13 protein-coding genes are annotated in these 15,758 nt (G+C 39.4%); 4 read left to right on the forward strand and 9 right to left on the reverse strand.

Features of this window, described 5'->3' with window-relative positions; translation table 11 throughout:
• Window positions 1–3: 3 nt before the first annotated feature.
• Window positions 4–234 carry a helix-turn-helix domain-containing protein gene (locus tag IGJ27_RS12460; protein WP_067483600.1) on the reverse strand — a complete coding sequence of 77 codons (231 nt, stop codon included), beginning with the start codon at window positions 232–234 and terminating at the stop codon, window positions 4–6.
• 300 nt (window positions 235–534) lie between these two features.
• Between IGJ27_RS12460 and IGJ27_RS12465 the strand changes: the two genes are divergently transcribed.
• Window positions 535–648, forward strand: coding sequence for a ketohydroxyglutarate aldolase (locus IGJ27_RS12465; RefSeq protein WP_237558459.1), 114 nt, complete (start codon window positions 535–537; stop codon window positions 646–648).
• 205 nt (window positions 649–853) lie between these two features.
• On the opposite strand, the gene rpsI is transcribed toward IGJ27_RS12465, so the two are convergent.
• The 4 genes from rpsI to IGJ27_RS12485 all read right to left on the reverse strand — a co-directional run bounded on the left by rpsI (window position 854) and on the right by IGJ27_RS12485 (window position 4,196).
• Window positions 854–1,246 (reverse strand): 30S ribosomal protein S9, encoded by a 393-nt coding sequence (gene rpsI, locus IGJ27_RS12470; protein ID WP_002287505.1) that lies wholly within the window; start codon window positions 1,244–1,246, stop codon window positions 854–856.
• A 15-nt stretch (window positions 1,247–1,261) separates the two neighbouring features.
• Window positions 1,262–1,690 carry a 50S ribosomal protein L13 gene (gene rplM, locus IGJ27_RS12475; RefSeq protein ID WP_034686358.1) on the reverse strand — a complete coding sequence of 143 codons (429 nt, stop codon included), beginning with the start codon at window positions 1,688–1,690 and terminating at the stop codon, window positions 1,262–1,264.
• Window positions 1,691–1,994: 304 nt separating this feature from the next.
• Window positions 1,995–2,462, reverse strand: coding sequence for a Dps family protein (locus IGJ27_RS12480; protein WP_010720679.1), 468 nt, complete (start codon window positions 2,460–2,462; stop codon window positions 1,995–1,997).
• 192 nt (window positions 2,463–2,654) lie between these two features.
• Window positions 2,655–4,196, reverse strand: a complete 1,542-nt coding sequence (locus IGJ27_RS12485; RefSeq protein WP_178306295.1) for a gluconokinase — start codon at window positions 4,194–4,196, stop codon at window positions 2,655–2,657.
• Between the two features lie 72 nt (window positions 4,197–4,268).
• On the opposite strand from IGJ27_RS12485, the gene IGJ27_RS12490 reads away from it, so the two are divergent.
• Window positions 4,269–4,946, forward strand: coding sequence for a prepilin peptidase (locus tag IGJ27_RS12490; RefSeq protein WP_178306294.1), 678 nt, complete (start codon window positions 4,269–4,271; stop codon window positions 4,944–4,946).
• A gap of 305 nt (window positions 4,947–5,251) precedes the next feature.
• On the opposite strand, the gene msrA is transcribed toward IGJ27_RS12490, so the two are convergent.
• Window positions 5,252–5,776, reverse strand: coding sequence for a peptide-methionine (S)-S-oxide reductase MsrA (gene msrA, locus IGJ27_RS12495; RefSeq protein WP_010720682.1), 525 nt, complete (start codon window positions 5,774–5,776; stop codon window positions 5,252–5,254).
• 480 nt (window positions 5,777–6,256) lie between these two features.
• On the opposite strand from msrA, the gene IGJ27_RS12500 reads away from it, so the two are divergent.
• Window positions 6,257–6,463 carry a hypothetical protein gene (locus IGJ27_RS12500; RefSeq protein WP_178306293.1) on the forward strand — a complete coding sequence of 69 codons (207 nt, stop codon included), beginning with the start codon at window positions 6,257–6,259 and terminating at the stop codon, window positions 6,461–6,463.
• A 214-nt stretch (window positions 6,464–6,677) separates the two neighbouring features.
• Here the strand turns inward: IGJ27_RS12500 and rpoC are convergent, their stop codons facing one another.
• The 3 genes from rpoC to IGJ27_RS12515 all read right to left on the reverse strand — a co-directional run bounded on the left by rpoC (window position 6,678) and on the right by IGJ27_RS12515 (window position 14,276).
• Window positions 6,678–10,331, reverse strand: coding sequence for a DNA-directed RNA polymerase subunit beta' (rpoC, locus tag IGJ27_RS12505; RefSeq protein ID WP_010720683.1), 3,654 nt, complete (start codon window positions 10,329–10,331; stop codon window positions 6,678–6,680).
• Window positions 10,332–10,410: 79 nt separating this feature from the next.
• Window positions 10,411–14,028, reverse strand: coding sequence for a DNA-directed RNA polymerase subunit beta (gene rpoB, locus IGJ27_RS12510; RefSeq protein WP_010720684.1), 3,618 nt, complete (start codon window positions 14,026–14,028; stop codon window positions 10,411–10,413).
• A gap of 5 nt (window positions 14,029–14,033) precedes the next feature.
• Window positions 14,034–14,276, reverse strand: coding sequence for a hypothetical protein (locus IGJ27_RS12515; protein WP_010720685.1), 243 nt, complete (start codon window positions 14,274–14,276; stop codon window positions 14,034–14,036).
• 497 nt (window positions 14,277–14,773) lie between these two features.
• On the opposite strand from IGJ27_RS12515, the gene IGJ27_RS12520 reads away from it, so the two are divergent.
• Window positions 14,774–15,742, forward strand: a complete 969-nt coding sequence (locus IGJ27_RS12520) for an ABC transporter substrate-binding protein (protein WP_161652204.1) — start codon at window positions 14,774–14,776, stop codon at window positions 15,740–15,742.
• The last annotated feature ends 16 nt before the right edge of the window (window positions 15,743–15,758 follow it).

The following is a 15,758-nucleotide window of genomic DNA, read 5'->3' on the forward strand; positions in this document are numbered from 1 at the left end:
TTGTCATTTCTTAGTTAATTTAATAATCCTCGATATATCATCAATCTCCAACGCATCTGCGATTCTTTCAATGTGTTCTAAATAAATTTTTTGTCTTTTTCCATTTGCCAAATTGCTTAAATTTGATGGTTCAATTCCCGATAATCTTGCGAGTTCTCTTAATGACATTTGACGTTCTGCTAACAAATCGTTAATCAGCACTTCCACTTTTCTACCACCTTCATTTTCGTTCATTTATATTTCCTCCCCTGTGTTGTCTATATAAACATGGTATAGTATAAAAAATTAAAATTGTTGTTCGTATAGACATGATTATCAGTAAAAATCTAGAGAAACAACTTGGAATTAAACGATACGCAGAGCAATTTCTTTTTACTTACATTGATAGACAGGAAAATATGAGTCTCTCGGTACACATAGACTATCTTAACTACCGCCTCAACTCATTGAAACATCGACACAAACACTTGATAAATTTCTTCTCATAAGTTAAGACATACTTTTAGCACGTTAGCATGTGGAGGTGGCGCAACAATGGAACAAATTTCTAGAGCATTCCCCCATTCTGATACAAAAACAACAGAAGTTTATATGAAAACACCAAATATCGTTGATCTATCGCCTTACAAAAATTTGAACAACGATTAACGATTAGCAGAAGTAAAAAATGCTAAATAAATAGCAGGTTTAAAAATCTCACACCCATTTCTATACAAAAAAGTACAAAAAAAAAGACACCTTCCAAAAATGGAAAGTGTCTTGAAACGATACAATGGACTGGTACTCGATTTCTCTCGAAATCTCCGTCCCATACTGTATTCGTAAGCGAATAAATTCGCAACGACTCCAACAATTAACGTTTTGAGAACTGTGAAGCTTTACGAGCTTTCTTAAGACCTGGTTTTTTACGTTCAACCATACGTGCGTCACGAGTAAGTAAGCCAGCACGTTTAAGAGCTAGACGGAAGTCAGGATCAACTTCTAGCAATGCACGAGCGATACCATGACGGATAGCTCCTGATTGTCCAGCGTAGCCTCCACCGTTTACGTTAACAAATACGTCATAAGCGCCTTTTGTTTCAGTAACAGCGAAAGGTTGATTGATTACTTCACGCAAGTCAGCATGTGGAATGTATTCTTCAACATCTTTTTTGTTTACAGTAATTTTACCAGTTCCTGGTACTAAACGTACACGAGCAACTGCATTTTTACGACGGCCTGTGCCGATATATTGAACTTGTGCCAATGAAATTCCCTCCTATTAGATTAAGTTTGTAATGTCTAAAACTTCTGGTTGTTGTGCTGCATGTGGATGCTCAGCTCCAGCGTATACATTCAATTTTGTAAATTGTTTGCGGCCTAAAGTATTTTTAGGAAGCATTCCTTTTACAGAAGTTTCGATCAAACGACGAGAATTTTTAGCACGCAATTCACCAGCAGTGATTGATTTCAATCCTCCTGGGTAGTTGCTGTGACGGTAATAAATTTTATCAGTCGCTTTTTTACCTGTTAATTTCACTTTATCTGCATTGATTACGATGACGAAATCGCCAGTGTCCAAATGAGGTGTGAAAGTTGGTTTATTTTTACCACGTAGTACAGATGCAACAACTGTTGAAAGACGTCCCAATGGAACATCAGTTGCGTCTACTACATACCATTTACGTTCTACTTCGCCTGGTTTGGCCATATATGTTGTACGCACGTTAGTTTCCTCCAATTTAAGTTCTGATGTTTGACATACACTTCGAGTTTCCGGGGCTCTTTGTGGGGCAAACAATACCATTTAACATATTACCTGCTAATCCCCTTAATGTCAACGTTTTTTCTTAGCAATCCAAAACTTTCGTTTTTATTGCCCGTATCCTTGTGATGCACTCATTCTTTTTTAGAACGAAGAACTTTTCTTTCTCTTCTAAAATAAAAACTGCAAGGAAAATAACTTTCCTCGCAGTTTTTCTACTATTATATAATATCATCAGCTGATGATCATTTTACGCATCGATTTCTGGTGCTTTTCCTAAATGTGCTTGGATCATCCAGATTCGTTTTTCAGTCGCTGTTTTGAATTCGATAAAGATATCTTGTGTTGGGTCGTCGCCTTCCTCGCCAGCTACTTCAATTCCTTTTTGGTAAAGGTCTGCCAAATAGCGGTAGCCTTTCACAAGAATTTCTAAGCGTTCTGGAATAGTCCGATCCCAATTGCCTACTTCGTCAGGAATATTGGTGTTGTCTGCAAATTCACGTAAGGTTGAATAAGGAGAACCATCTAGTGTGATCAAACGCTCTGAGATTTCATCTAATTGTTCATTCAAGTCATCCATAAATTCATCCATCATTGGGTGCAATGTCAAGAAACCTGGTCCACGCATATACCAATGTGTTTGGTGAACAACAACAGACATTTGACTCAAGTCTGCAACTAATTGATTTAATACTTCTTTTGTTTGTGGAAATTTCATTTTCTTTTCTCCTCCTAACTTTTGTCTACAATAAAAGCATAGTAAACTTTGAGACAAAAGTACAATAAAACCAATTAGTTGAGAACGATTTTCATCCTATCATTTCTTAAAAGACTTTCTATTGCTTTAGCTGTTATCTCAGGATAGCTCTTACACTATTCCTCTCTTATTCCGTCATTCTACTTTTTCATCCTATTTTTCATTCATAGTACTTAAAGTTTGACGTAAATGTGCTAAAGGCTGATAAGTTGCCGCTACTTGTTTTTGTGTTTCAACAAAAATCGGAAAGATTTTTTGATATGTCTCTTTGACCGTTTGTTGAACTGGTACTTGTGAAGCAAGCTGTACTTTTTCTATAGCTTCGCTTAAGTCAGTGATCTTCCCGATACTTTGCCACCCTAAGAAAACGGCTCCTAAAGCGGAGGCTTCAGACACCGCCGGGAAAATGAGCGGATACCCCAAAACGTCAGCCATTAATTGGCGAAAGACAGGCGATTGTGAGAATCCGCCTGTAGCTCTGATTTCTGTTAATTGATCTTCTGAACAAACTCCTGTCAAAATCCTTTTTAAATTGAAACAAATTCCTTCTAGAATAGCTCGCATCATTTCTTTTTCCGTGTGGTCTCTTTGCAGACCTAAAAAACTCCCAGAAGCTTCTGCCTCCCATAGAGGGGCTCGTTCTCCTAATAAATAGGGCTGAAAGAGTAATCCGTTCGCTCCTGGTGGGACAAACGTAATTGCTGAGAAAAGAGCATCGTAAGGATTTTCACCTTGGTCAATAGCCGCTTGAGTTACTTCTTGCATCAAAGTTTGACTTGCCCAATCAAAAATTCCCGCACCATTACTTGTTGCGCCACCGACTACCCAATGTGTACGATCCAGTACATAACAGAAGGTTTCCATCTCGGGATGTAGTTGTGGTTTATCTGTAATAAATCTTAATGCCCCACTGGTACCGACTGTTAACGCAGCTATCTTTTCGCCAAAAGCTCCCAGTCCTAAATTAGATAAAGGTCCATCAGCGCCACCCAAAACAAATGATATATCATTTTCTAATCCTAGAATTTTTTGCATTTCTTTTGATAATCCATTAAGTATGGTGGTTGACGGCATCACTGCAGGTAGTTGTTCTTGAGTGATTGATAAGTAATTTAACACTTCTTCTGCCCATTTGAATTGATGGATATCAAAATAACCTGTGCCTGAGGCTGTACTGTAGTCACAGACTAGTTGCCCAAACAAACGGTAAAAGATATATTCTTTTATGCTAACATAGTATGCCACTTGCTTCGTTAGTTCTGGTTGGGTTTCGTTTAACCAATGGATTTTAACTAGTGGCGTCATTGGGTGGATTGGCGTGCCTGTCTGTTGATAAAAGTGAAACCCTAGTTGGCTGTTTTTTAGTTTTTCAGCCTGTACCTTCGCACGATTATCTGCCCAAGTGATCATACGGGTCAAAGGGTGTTTATTATCATCTAACAGAATCAAACTGTGCATCGCTGATGAAAATGCCATCACTTCTATAGTTGTCGACTTCGGTAACTGTTTGACGACTTCTTTGATTACTGTACATACACCGTGGAAGATCAATTCTGGGTCTTGTTCTGCCATTCCTGGTGCTTCTTGGATCATCGGATTAAGGAAATAAGCTGAAGCGATGACTTCAGCTTGCTCGTTGAATGCCACTGCTTTTGTTTGTGTCGTACCGATATCGACTCCGATCGAAATCTTCATTTTGTCACCTCTACTAAAAATAAATAAAATGGTTGTTATTGGCGTATCTTTCTTTAAAAGGAGGCCCTCGCTATGTTTCTCTATTTTATCATTGGTTGTTGCATTGGTTCGTTCTTATGCTTAATGGCACAACGCCTGCCACAAGGACACTCTATTATTTACCTACGTTCTCATTGTGTCAACTGTCAGCATGTATTGGCTTGGTATGAACTGGTCCCATTGCTTTCCATCTGTTTCCAACGTTTTCGTTGTCGAAACTGTCGCAGCAATCTTTCACCGATTTATTTTATAGCAGAATGTATCGGTGGTTGTTTATCTGTTTGGCTATTTTATTTTTCACAGCGACCAGACTGGTTACTTATTTTTTGGTTTTTGTCAGCCTTTTTACTCTCTTTAATGGATAGTTTGTATTTGATGATTGAGGGAAGAACGCTTTATTTTATCTGGTTTATCTTATGGATGACTTGGTTGATCAAAGGAGAATTTCAATGGCTTAGTTTTGCTGTTTTATTCTTGATCAGTTTTTTCCTTACTCGTTACGGGAGTGAATTTTTAGGTTTAGGTGATGTTTTATTACTTTTAAGCTGGAGTGGCGGTCTAACTCTCAATCAACTGATGCAACTCCTCTTTCTTGCTAGTTTATTGGGATTACTTTTTTTCTTTATTTTTCTCTCTCACGATAAAAAATCTAAAAGAGTACCTTTTGTGCCTTTTTTGAGTGTTGCACTTTTTCTCCTTCATGTGTGGTAATTTAGTTGTCTATTTATTGGTTATCAACGATGCGAGCCTTTTAACTGATGATGATTAATGATTTGACGGACTTCGCTTATTTGCCTCATTACGTACGCTTTTGATAGCTTAGTATCTTTTCTGCTTGCTGTCATTCAACAAACGATAATGAACCTTGATTTATAAAAAAATGGATCAACCAGATGGCCGATCCATTGACACTTAGATAACTTTACCTAAAAATTATAAAAACCACTAAATTCACAGCAAGCCAAAGCATAGCCAGCTTTTATCCCTAACTGAAATTCTTCAAAATGCAATGTGTCTTATTTTCCAGACCAATGTTTGCGTAAAAAACTCCCTCGTCCAGAGCCTTCTCGGTAAAGATTATAGTGGATTTTATTCTTCTTATAATAGTCTTGATGATACTCCTCAGCGGGATAAAACTCACTTCGGGGTTCGATTTTTGTGACAATCGGACGATCGAATCGACCACTTTCTTGTAGTTGTTTCTTTGATGCTTCAGCGATTTCACGTTCTTCTTCATTGCTATAATAAATGACCGGTCGATAAGAGTCTCCGCGATCAGCAAATTGACCGAAAGCATCCGTTGGGTCTGTTTGTTGCCAGTAGATTTCGACTAACTGTTCATAAGAAACCAGAGACGGATCATACTCGATTTCTACCGCTTCCGTATGACCTGTCGTACCCGTGGTTACTTGTTCATAGGTAGGATTTGGGACATGTCCCCCCGTATAGCCAGAGGTTACCGCTATGATTCCTGGCTGTGTTTCAAAAGGTTTGACCATGCACCAAAAACAACCACCTGCAAAAACTGCTTTTTTCGTCATATAAAATCCCCCTTTGTCTTTCATCATACCTTGATTTATAAAAGGGTGATACTGTTTTGCTTACCTTCGAAACGAATAAACAAAGAATCGATACTCCTATACTTACCTGCTTGCTTTATTAAGATAGAGTATTGCAGCATTTTCTTTTTTACTAATCTTTCATTGATTTGATTTTTTTATCCATCTATTTAAAAGTATATACAATACTCCTAGGACTTAAACCTAAACGCCATTTATTGTTCTCACATTTTTTACATTTATTGAAAGAAATACTCATTTTACCCCCTCCCGGTATTTTTATCAATTTCCCTTATTTTCATTCTCTTTTGTGGATAACTTTCTTTTTCCTCTCAACTGTTTTTTCCACAAGAGAGAATAAACGGTTTTTCTTTTTCCTTGTGGATAGTTCTTTTATGTTATACTTTTCCACAGCTTTTGAATTATCAATCACTTCCATTTTTAACTAAAGGAGGGCAGGTTATGTCAAAAAATATACTTGAAAAATTGATTCTCAATACCACACATCCTTCGTCCTCACATTCCCAACTACAAGAAGAAGTTTTTATACTTCAAGCTCAACAAGCACTCGCATCACTTACTGAAACGTTTGGTTCAAACTCGATCATGTATCGTTTATTATCTGAAAAAATCTCAACCCATCCGCTCCTACATAGCAGTTTTACCTGAACGATGAACAAACCTGATCTAGCATAGCAACCTTTAGCAAGTTTTGCTAAGCAATTCAATGATTCATGGACCTATTTTTCTAGAAGTACAAAAATAAGAAAAAATGCTCGTCTGTAATGAACAAATTCTCAATTTCGTTTGTTCTATCAACTTTAGCACGACAAAAAAACAGAGCTAAGATGTTCATCTTAGCTCTGTTTGGTGTCATCAGGTATTATTTTGTTTGTTCATTCATTGCATCTTCTGCAGCCATTTGTGCTTCGATGTCTGAAATGCTATAAACATTTTCACTTGCAACACCGACTTCTTTTGGTTCCATGTTACGGTAACGAGCCATACCAGTACCAGCTGGGATGATTTTACCGATGATAACATTTTCTTTCAAACCAAGAAGTGGATCTTTTTTACCTCGGATCGCAGCATCAGTCAAGACACGAGTTGTTTCTTGGAAGGATGCAGCAGATAAGAAGCTGTTTGTTTCTAATGATGCTTTGGTAATACCTAGTAGGACTGGGCGAGATGTTGCAGGTACGCCTCCAGCTACCAATGTATTGTAGTTTTGGTCTTTGAAGTCAGCAATATCCATCAATGTACCTGGTAAGATATCCGTATCACCTGGATCCATTACACGGACTTTACGTAACATTTGTCGAACCATTACTTCGATATGTTTATCGCCGATTTCTACCCCTTGCATACGGTATACGCGTTGTACTTCACGCAGCAAGTAGTTTTCAACTGATAATACATCACGAACTTGTAACAATTGTTTAGGATCGATTGAACCTTCCGTTAATGGCGCACCACGGTGGATCATATCGCCTTCAGCGACTTTCATACGTGCTGTATAAGGAACTGTATACGTACGTGTATCGGTTTTCCCTTTGATTGTTACTTCTTTTGTACGAGTTGAAGCATCTTCTGAGATATCGATGACGTCACCAGTAACTTCGGTGATCACTGCTTGCCCTTTAGGATTACGTGCTTCAAAAATTTCTTGGACACGAGGAAGACCTTGAGTGATATCGTCTCCGGCTACCCCACCGGTATGGAAGGTACGCATTGTCAACTGAGTACCTGGTTCTCCGATTGATTGAGCGGCGATCGTACCAACTGCTTCACCAACTTCAACGTCAGATCCAGTTGCCAAGTTACGTCCATAACAGTGTTTGCAGACACCATGTTTTGTGTTACATGTGAAGACAGAACGGATTGTTACAGTTTCCACACCTGCATCCACAATTTGTTTTGCAATATCTTCTGAAATCAATTGGTTACCAGCGATGATCAATTCGTTCGTTTCTGGATCACGTACTTCTTTACGTGTGTAACGACCGATCAAACGATCTTCTAATGATTCAATGATTTCGTTTCCTTCACGAATCGCTTGGATTTCAAGACCGCGGTCTGTTCCACAATCTTCTTCACGAATAATAACGTCTTGGGCAACGTCAACCAAACGACGAGTCAAGTAACCTGAATCGGCTGTCTTCAAGGCAGTATCGGTCATCCCTTTACGAGCCCCGTGAGTAGAGATAAACATTTCTAAGACAGAAAGTCCTTCACGGAAGTTTGAGATGATCGGTAATTCCATGATTCGACCATTCGGAGCAGCCATCAGTCCACGCATACCAGCAAGCTGAGTAAAGTTGGAGATGTTACCACGGGCTCCAGAGTCAGACATCATGAAGATTGGGTTTTTCGCTTCTAACCCTTCCATCAGTTTTTGTTGGATGCTATCTTTAGCAGCATTCCAAACAGCGATTACTCGTTCATAACGTTCGTCATCAGTAATCAATCCACGACGGAATTGTTTTGTAATTGTTTCAACTTGTTTATGGGCATTTTCAATGATTCCTTGTTTTTCATTCAGTACACTGATATCTGCGATACCTACTGTGATACCAGCATGTGTAGAATGTTTATACCCTAAGTCTTTCATTCGGTCAAGCATCTTAGAAGTTTCAGTTACTTTGAAACGTTTGAAGACTTCCGCAATGATATTTCCTAGATTTTTCTTCTTGAATGGTAAGACTAATTCTTGCTCTTTGATATGCGCAGGAATATCTGTACCTGCTTCAACAAAATATTTATCCGGTGTTTGTACCGTTAAGTTGAAGTCTGTTGGTTCATTCAAGTAAGGGAACTCTGGAGGCATGATCTCATTAAAGATGATCTTACCAACAGTTGTAATCATCGTACGTTCTTTTTGCCAGTCAGTAAATGGTTTTTCACCTAATGAATTAGGGTTCACACCGATACGTGAGTGTAAATGAACGTAGCCGTTACGCCATGCGATCACAGCTTCGTTTTGGTCACGGAAGACCATTCCTTCACCTTCACGACCTTCTTCTTCCATTGTTAGGTAGTAGTTACCTAAAACCATATCTTGGGAAGGTGTTACAACTGGTTTACCGTCTTTTGGATTCAAAATGTTTTGAGCAGCTAGCATCAACATACGAGCTTCCGCTTGTGCTTCTTCGTTCAATGGTACGTGAACGGCCATTTGGTCTCCATCAAAGTCGGCATTATAAGCTTCACATACAAGTGGGTGCAAACGAATCGCACGACCTTGTACTAAAACAGGTTCAAATGCTTGGATACCAAGTCTGTGTAGCGTAGGTGCCCGGTTAAGTAATACTGGGTGTTCTTTGATTACGTCTTCCAAGACATCCCAAACTTCGTCTTCTTGACGTTCGATTTTACGTTTCGCATTTTTGATGTTAGAAGCTAGTTCACGTTGAACCAATTCACGCATCACAAATGGTTTAAATAGTTCGATCGCCATTTCTTTTGGCAACCCACATTGATACATTTTCAAGAAAGGTCCTACAACGATAACGGAACGTCCTGAATAGTCAACACGTTTACCAAGTAAGTTTTGACGGAAACGACCTTGTTTCCCTTTCAACATGTGAGAAAGAGATTTCAATGGACGGTTACCTGGTCCAGTAACTGGACGGCCACGACGACCATTATCGATCAACGCATCAACAGCTTCTTGTAACATTCGTTTTTCGTTTTGGACGATGATTCCTGGAGCATTCAAATCTAACAAGCGTTTCAAACGGTTATTACGGTTGATTACTCGACGATAAAGATCATTCAAATCACTTGTTGCAAAACGTCCACCTTCTAATTGCACCATTGGTCGTAAATCTGGTGGAATAACTGGAATAACGTCCATAACCATCCAACTTGGTTCATTTCCTGAAGCACGGAAAGCTTCTAAAATGTCCAAACGGCGGATCGCACGAGTCCGTTTTTGCCCTTGGGCAGATTTCAATTCTTCTTTCAATTCAGCTGCTTCAGCATCTAAATCAACACTGTCTAGTAATTGTTTGATTGCTTCTGCACCCATTGCTGCTTGGAATTCTTGTCCATATTGTTCACGTTTTTCGCGGTATTCACGTTCTGTCAACAATTGTTTTTTCTCTAAGTTGGTGTTTCCTGGTTCGATAACCACATATGAAGCAAAATAAATGATTTCTTCTAAGGCACGAGGACTCATGTCTAAAACAAGTCCCATACGAGAAGGAATTCCTTTAAAGTACCAGATATGTGAAACAGGTGCTGCTAATTCAATGTGACCCATACGTTCACGACGAACTTTTGAACGTGTCACTTCAACACCGCATCGGTCACAAACGATTCCTTTATAACGGATACGTTTGTATTTTCCGCAGGCACATTCCCAGTCTTTCGTAGGACCAAAAATCCGCTCACAGAACAACCCTTCGCGTTCAGGTTTTAAGGTACGATAGTTAATCGTCTCAGGTTTTTTTACTTCACCATAAGACCAGCTTCTGATTTTTTCGGGAGAAGCCAAACCTATTTGCATACTTTCGAATTTATTTACATCGATCAAAAGGGGTTCCCTCCATTTCGTTTAATGGCAAAACCGCAAGGCGGCTGATCATCGACCGCCTTACAGCTCATAGACCGGATTAGTCTAAGTTATCTTCTGCGGTTTCAAAGTTTTGGATGATATCTTGTCTTTCATCTTCCACTTGTTCAGCAGCTTTCTTTTCTAATTCTTTGGCTGTTTGCTGTTCAGCAAATTTAGTCAAAGCATCTACAGTGATCAAATCATCATCTTCGTCATCCATATCACGGAGTTCGATTTCAGAATCTTTGATATCCAAGACACGCATGTCTAATCCTAGTGATTGTAATTCTTTTACTAATACTCGGAATGATTCTGGTACACCTGGTTTTGGAATTGGTTCGCCTTTGACGATCGCTTCATAAGTTTTCACACGACCAACTACATCATCTGATTTGTATGTCAAGATTTCTTGTAAGGTATAAGCGGCACCGTAAGCTTCCAAAGCCCAAACTTCCATTTCCCCAAAACGTTGTCCACCAAATTGTGCTTTACCACCCAATGGTTGTTGTGTAACCAATGAGTAAGGTCCGATTGAACGAGCATGCAATTTATCATCGACCATGTGAGCAAGTTTGATCATGTACATGACACCGACAGACACTCGGCCGTCAAATGGTTCACCTGTACGTCCGTCATAAAGGATGGTTTTCGCATCGCTAGCCATACCAGCTTCACGAACCGTTTCCCAAACATCCTCATCACTTGCACCATCAAATACTGGTGTTGCAACATGGATACCTAACTGACGAGCAGCCATCCCTAAATGCAATTCCAATACTTGTCCGATATTCATCCGTGATGGCACCCCTAAAGGATTCAACATGATATCGATTGGTGTTCCATCTGGTAAGAATGGCATATCTTCTTCCGGCATGATACGGGATACAACCCCTTTATTACCATGACGTCCGGCCATCTTATCTCCTTCATGGATTTTACGTTTTTGAACGATATACACACGTACAAGCATGTTTACGCCTGGTGATAATTCATCGCCGGCTTCACGAGTAAAGATTTTTACGTCGTGGACGATCCCGCCACCACCGTGTGGTACACGTAATGAAGTATCACGGACTTCACGAGCTTTTTCACCAAAGATCGCATGTAAAAGACGTTCTTCAGCTGATAATTCGGTTACCCCTTTTGGTGTTACTTTACCAACTAGTAAGTCACCATCTTGGACTTCCGCACCGATACGGATAATACCCATCTCGTCTAGATCTTTCAAAGCATCTTCCCCAACGTTAGGGATTTCACGAGTGATTTCTTCAGGTCCTAATTTTGTATCACGAGCTTCTGATTCATATTCTTCGATGTGGATCGAAGTATAGACATCATCTTTTACAAGACGACGGCTCATGATGATCGCATCTTCATAGTTGTAACCTTCCCAAGTCATGAAACCAACTAAAACGTTTTGTCCTAGTGCCATTTCACCTTGTTCCATTGAAGGTCCATCTGCTAAAGTATCGCCTTTTTCAACTTTTTCGCCTAAATGAACGATTGGGCGTTGGTTGTAGCTTGTTCCTGAGTTTGAACGACGGAATTTTGTTACAGCGTATTTATCTAATGCACCGTTGTCACGACGAACACGAATCTCAGAGGCATCCACAAATTCAACGACACCATCATGTTTACATAGCAAAGCAGCTCCTGAGTCATGAGCTGATTTATATTCCATACCAGTACCAACCCATGGTGCTTGTGGATTGATCAATGGCACTGCTTGACGCTGCATGTTGGCACCCATCAAGGCACGGTTGGAGTCATCGTTTTCCAAGAAAGGAATACATGCTGTCGCTACCGCAACTACTTGTTTAGGTGATACGTCCATATAATCGACTTTATCGATTGAAACTTCTAAGTTTTCACTTTGCGCACGAGCCATAACGACGTCTTGTGCAAAAGTACCATCTTCATTTAATGGGCTATTTGCTTGGGCAACGATGTAGTGGTCTTCGATGTCAGCTGTTAGATAGTCGATTTGATCCGTTACACGACCAGTTTCACGATCAACACGACGGTAAGGAGTTTCGATAAATCCAAATTTATTAACTTTCGCATAGCTAGATAAACTATTGATCAACCCGATATTTGGTCCTTCAGGCGTTTCAATCGGACACATACGGCCATAGTGAGAATAGTGAACGTCACGAACTTCATAACCAGCTCGGTCACGAGTCAAACCACCAGGTCCTAAGGCTGAAAGACGACGTTTGTGTGTCAATTCCCCAAGTGGGTTCGTTTGATCCATGAACTGAGACAACTGAGAAGAACCGAAGAATTCTTTGATACTTGCAACCACTGGACGGATGTTGATCAATTGTTGTGGTGTCAAAGTTTCTGTATCTTGGATCGACATTCTTTCACGTACGACACGTTCCATCCGAGCTAATCCGATACGGAATTGGTTTTGCAGTAATTCACCGACTGAACGGATACGACGATTTCCTAAGTGGTCGATATCGTCCACGTTGCCGATCCCTTCCATCAAGTTTAAGAAATAACTCATTGATGCGATGATGTCTGCCGGACGAACAGTTTTCACAGCTGATTCAGGATAACCGTTACCGATCACATTCACTTCACGTTCTGGATCTTTTGGTGAAAAGACTTTGATCACTTGAACAGTCATTGGATCAGTCACAACACCATCTTCTGATGGATAGTAAGTCACTGAATTCAATCCATTATCAATGAAAGGTGCTAATGTTTCCATCACTTGGTGAGTCAACACAGTTCCTTTTTCAACGATGATTTCACCAGTTTCTGGATCAACCAATGTTTCTGCTAATGTTAAGTTCAATAGACGTGTTTTCAAGTCTAATTTTTTATTTACTTTATAACGACCAACGTTGGCTAAGTCGTAGCGTTTTGGATCGAAGAAACGAGCATTCAATAAGTTCCGAGAACTATCGGCTGTCTTAGGCTCGCCTGGACGTAGACGTTCGTAAACGTCTTTTAATCCTTCTTCTGTTCTTGAATCACTTGCATTTTTGTGCAAGTCTTTTTCAACTGTATTACGTAACGTTTCACTGTCACCAAAGATTTCAAAGATCGTATCATCCGATCCAAACCCTAGGGCACGAACTAACACAGTCAAAGGAATCTTACGGGTACGATCAATACGTACGTAAGAAATATCTTTTGCATCAGTTTCCATTTCTAACCATGCACCACGGTTCGGGATCACAGTTGAACCGAAACCTTCTTTTCCGTTTTTGTCTACTTTTCCATGGAAGTACACACCAGGTGAACGCACTAACTGAGAAACGATTACTCGTTCTGCTCCGTTGATAATGAATGTTCCTTGTTCAGTCATTAATGGGAAATCACCGAAGAAGACTTCTTGCGCTTTGATTTCACCTGTCTCACGGTTTGTTAGACGTAACGTTACATGTAATGGTGCAGAGTAATTTGCATCATGTGCGCGTGCTTCTGCTACCGTATACTTAGGTTCTTTCAATTCATAATCCACAAATTCCAAAGATAGATTGCCATTGAAGTCATCAATTGGCAAAATGTCTTCAAACATTTCTCTTAGTCCTTCATCTAGGAACCATTGGTAAGAGTCTGTTTGAATTTCGATCAAATTTGGTAATTCCAACACTTCACTGATTCGTGCGAAACTTCTACGTTCGCGATGTTTTCCGTACTTTACTACGTGTCCAGCCAAGCTCTTCACCCCTCTAAAATGTCATTCAAAAAGACTACCCGATCAATTGTTACAATAATATTAAAAATATTATATTTAGATAACAATAGACATTTTTTGCGGCTTTTAGGCAAAAAAAAACCAAAAATAGAGCATTCTTTTGAAACCATTTCTTCATGCGCTTCTATTTTTGTTTCCTTATTATAAAGCCGAAACGGACAATATTTCGTTTCTGCCTTTACTTCATCAGATAGTTTTTGCAACTTCATATATTACACTCTTTTTTCATAAAAGTCAACACTTCCTGGCGTTTCCCTCCTCTTTTCATCATTTTTTCTTAAACTTTTCTTACTATAATATATCGAATAAACATTCACGGATTTTGAGAATTTTCTGAATGTTCGTCTTGACAATCCCCTTACATCTCCGCTATACTTAGGAAAATTTATTATTTGTGGAGGATTTATTTATGCAAAAACCGAATATACAACTTATCCCGACACAATTGAATAACTTTTACTTTAGCTACTTTAGATAGGTTTGTATTCATGAATTATGGATACAAACACCAAACAACTGGTTTGTATCTATGATGGCTAAAGAACTTTGTATTACGCAAAAGCCACGTAGACATTACGTTAAGTGGCTAAGCGAAAAGTACAAAGTAATCACGATTTCTTACTTACATACTCTTTCGATACTCAATCCATTTAGACGTTTTGTCTAAATGGATTTTTTGTTTTCAAAATTGAAGGAGGAAAAAGAAATGAAAAAAAATTTATTGATCGGATTAGGCGCAACATTATTACTAGCACTTGGTGGATGTGGAACTGCAAATAGTTCCGCAGCAAAATCGGATGACTCGAAAACAATCGGTGTTTTACAACTGGTTCAACACAATTCATTAGATGCTACATATAAAGGGTTCAAAGAAGGGCTAGCAGAAAATGGCTATAAAGAAGGCGACAATTTAACAATCAACTATCAAAATGCGCAAAACAATCAAGACAATCTAAAAAGTATGAGTGAAAAATTAGTGAAAGACCAACCCGACTTATTATTAGGGATTGCAACTCCAGCTGCGCAATCACTCCTTAATGAAACAACTACGATTCCTATTACAGTGACAGCAGTTACCGACTTAGAAAAAGCACACTTAGTTTCTTCTAATGACAAACCTGGTGGAAATGTGACTGGTACAACGGATATGGTACCGATCGAAAAACAAATTGAGCTATTATTACAGATCGTGCCAAAAGCAAAAACGATCGGGATCATGTACAACAACGGGGAAGCAAATTCCAAAATCCAAGGAGACTTAGCCGAGAAAACATTGAAAAAAGCCGGAGTAAAAGTCAAAGTATTGACGGCAAACTCCACCAATGATGTTCAACAAGTGACAAAAAGTTTAGCCAAAGATGTCGACGGTATCTACATCCCAACGGATAATACATTCGCCAGTGCTGCTAGCGTTATCGGTGAAGTAGCCAAAGAAACAAAAACACCGATCGTTGCTGGTTCCGTGGATCAAGTCAAAGAAGGTGGCTTAGCGACTGTTGGGATTGATTATGAAGAATTAGGGCGACAAACAGGCGAAATGGCTGCCAAGATCTTAGATGGCAAAAAACCGAGTGAATTACCGGTTGAATCAGCAGATGATCTTTCCTTATATGTCAATAAAGACATGGCAAAAGCCCTTGGGATCGATCCAACAACAATCAAAGAGACTGAATAATTTTACAGGAGGACAA

The organism is Enterococcus sp. DIV1726a (assembly GCF_051710985.1).
Taxonomy (GTDB): Bacteria; Bacillota; Bacilli; order Lactobacillales; family Enterococcaceae; genus Enterococcus_B; species Enterococcus_B hirae.

Bases quoted from the DNA above. Each gene is read 5' to 3' on its own strand.
- IGJ27_RS12465 (WP_237558459.1), top strand. From the start codon at position 535: ATGGAACAAATTTCTAGAGCATTCCCCCATTCTGATACAAAAACAACA.
- msrA (WP_010720682.1), bottom strand. From the start codon at position 5,776: ATGACGAAAAAAGCAGTTTTTGCAGGTGGTTGTTTTTGGTGCATGGTC.
- IGJ27_RS12485 (WP_178306295.1), bottom strand. From the start codon at position 4,196: ATGAAGATTTCGATCGGAGTCGATATCGGTACGACACAAACAAAAGCA.
- IGJ27_RS12515 (WP_010720685.1), bottom strand. From the start codon at position 14,276: ATGAAGTTGCAAAAACTATCTGATGAAGTAAAGGCAGAAACGAAATAT.
- IGJ27_RS12500 (WP_178306293.1), top strand. From the start codon at position 6,257: ATGTCAAAAAATATACTTGAAAAATTGATTCTCAATACCACACATCCT.
- rplM (WP_034686358.1), bottom strand. From the start codon at position 1,690: ATGGCCAAACCAGGCGAAGTAGAACGTAAATGGTATGTAGTAGACGCA.
- IGJ27_RS12520 (WP_161652204.1), top strand. From the start codon at position 14,774: ATGAAAAAAAATTTATTGATCGGATTAGGCGCAACATTATTACTAGCA.
- IGJ27_RS12460 (WP_067483600.1), bottom strand. From the start codon at position 234: ATGAACGAAAATGAAGGTGGTAGAAAAGTGGAAGTGCTGATTAACGAT.
- IGJ27_RS12490 (WP_178306294.1), top strand. From the start codon at position 4,269: ATGTTTCTCTATTTTATCATTGGTTGTTGCATTGGTTCGTTCTTATGC.
- IGJ27_RS12480 (WP_010720679.1), bottom strand. From the start codon at position 2,462: ATGAAATTTCCACAAACAAAAGAAGTATTAAATCAATTAGTTGCAGAC.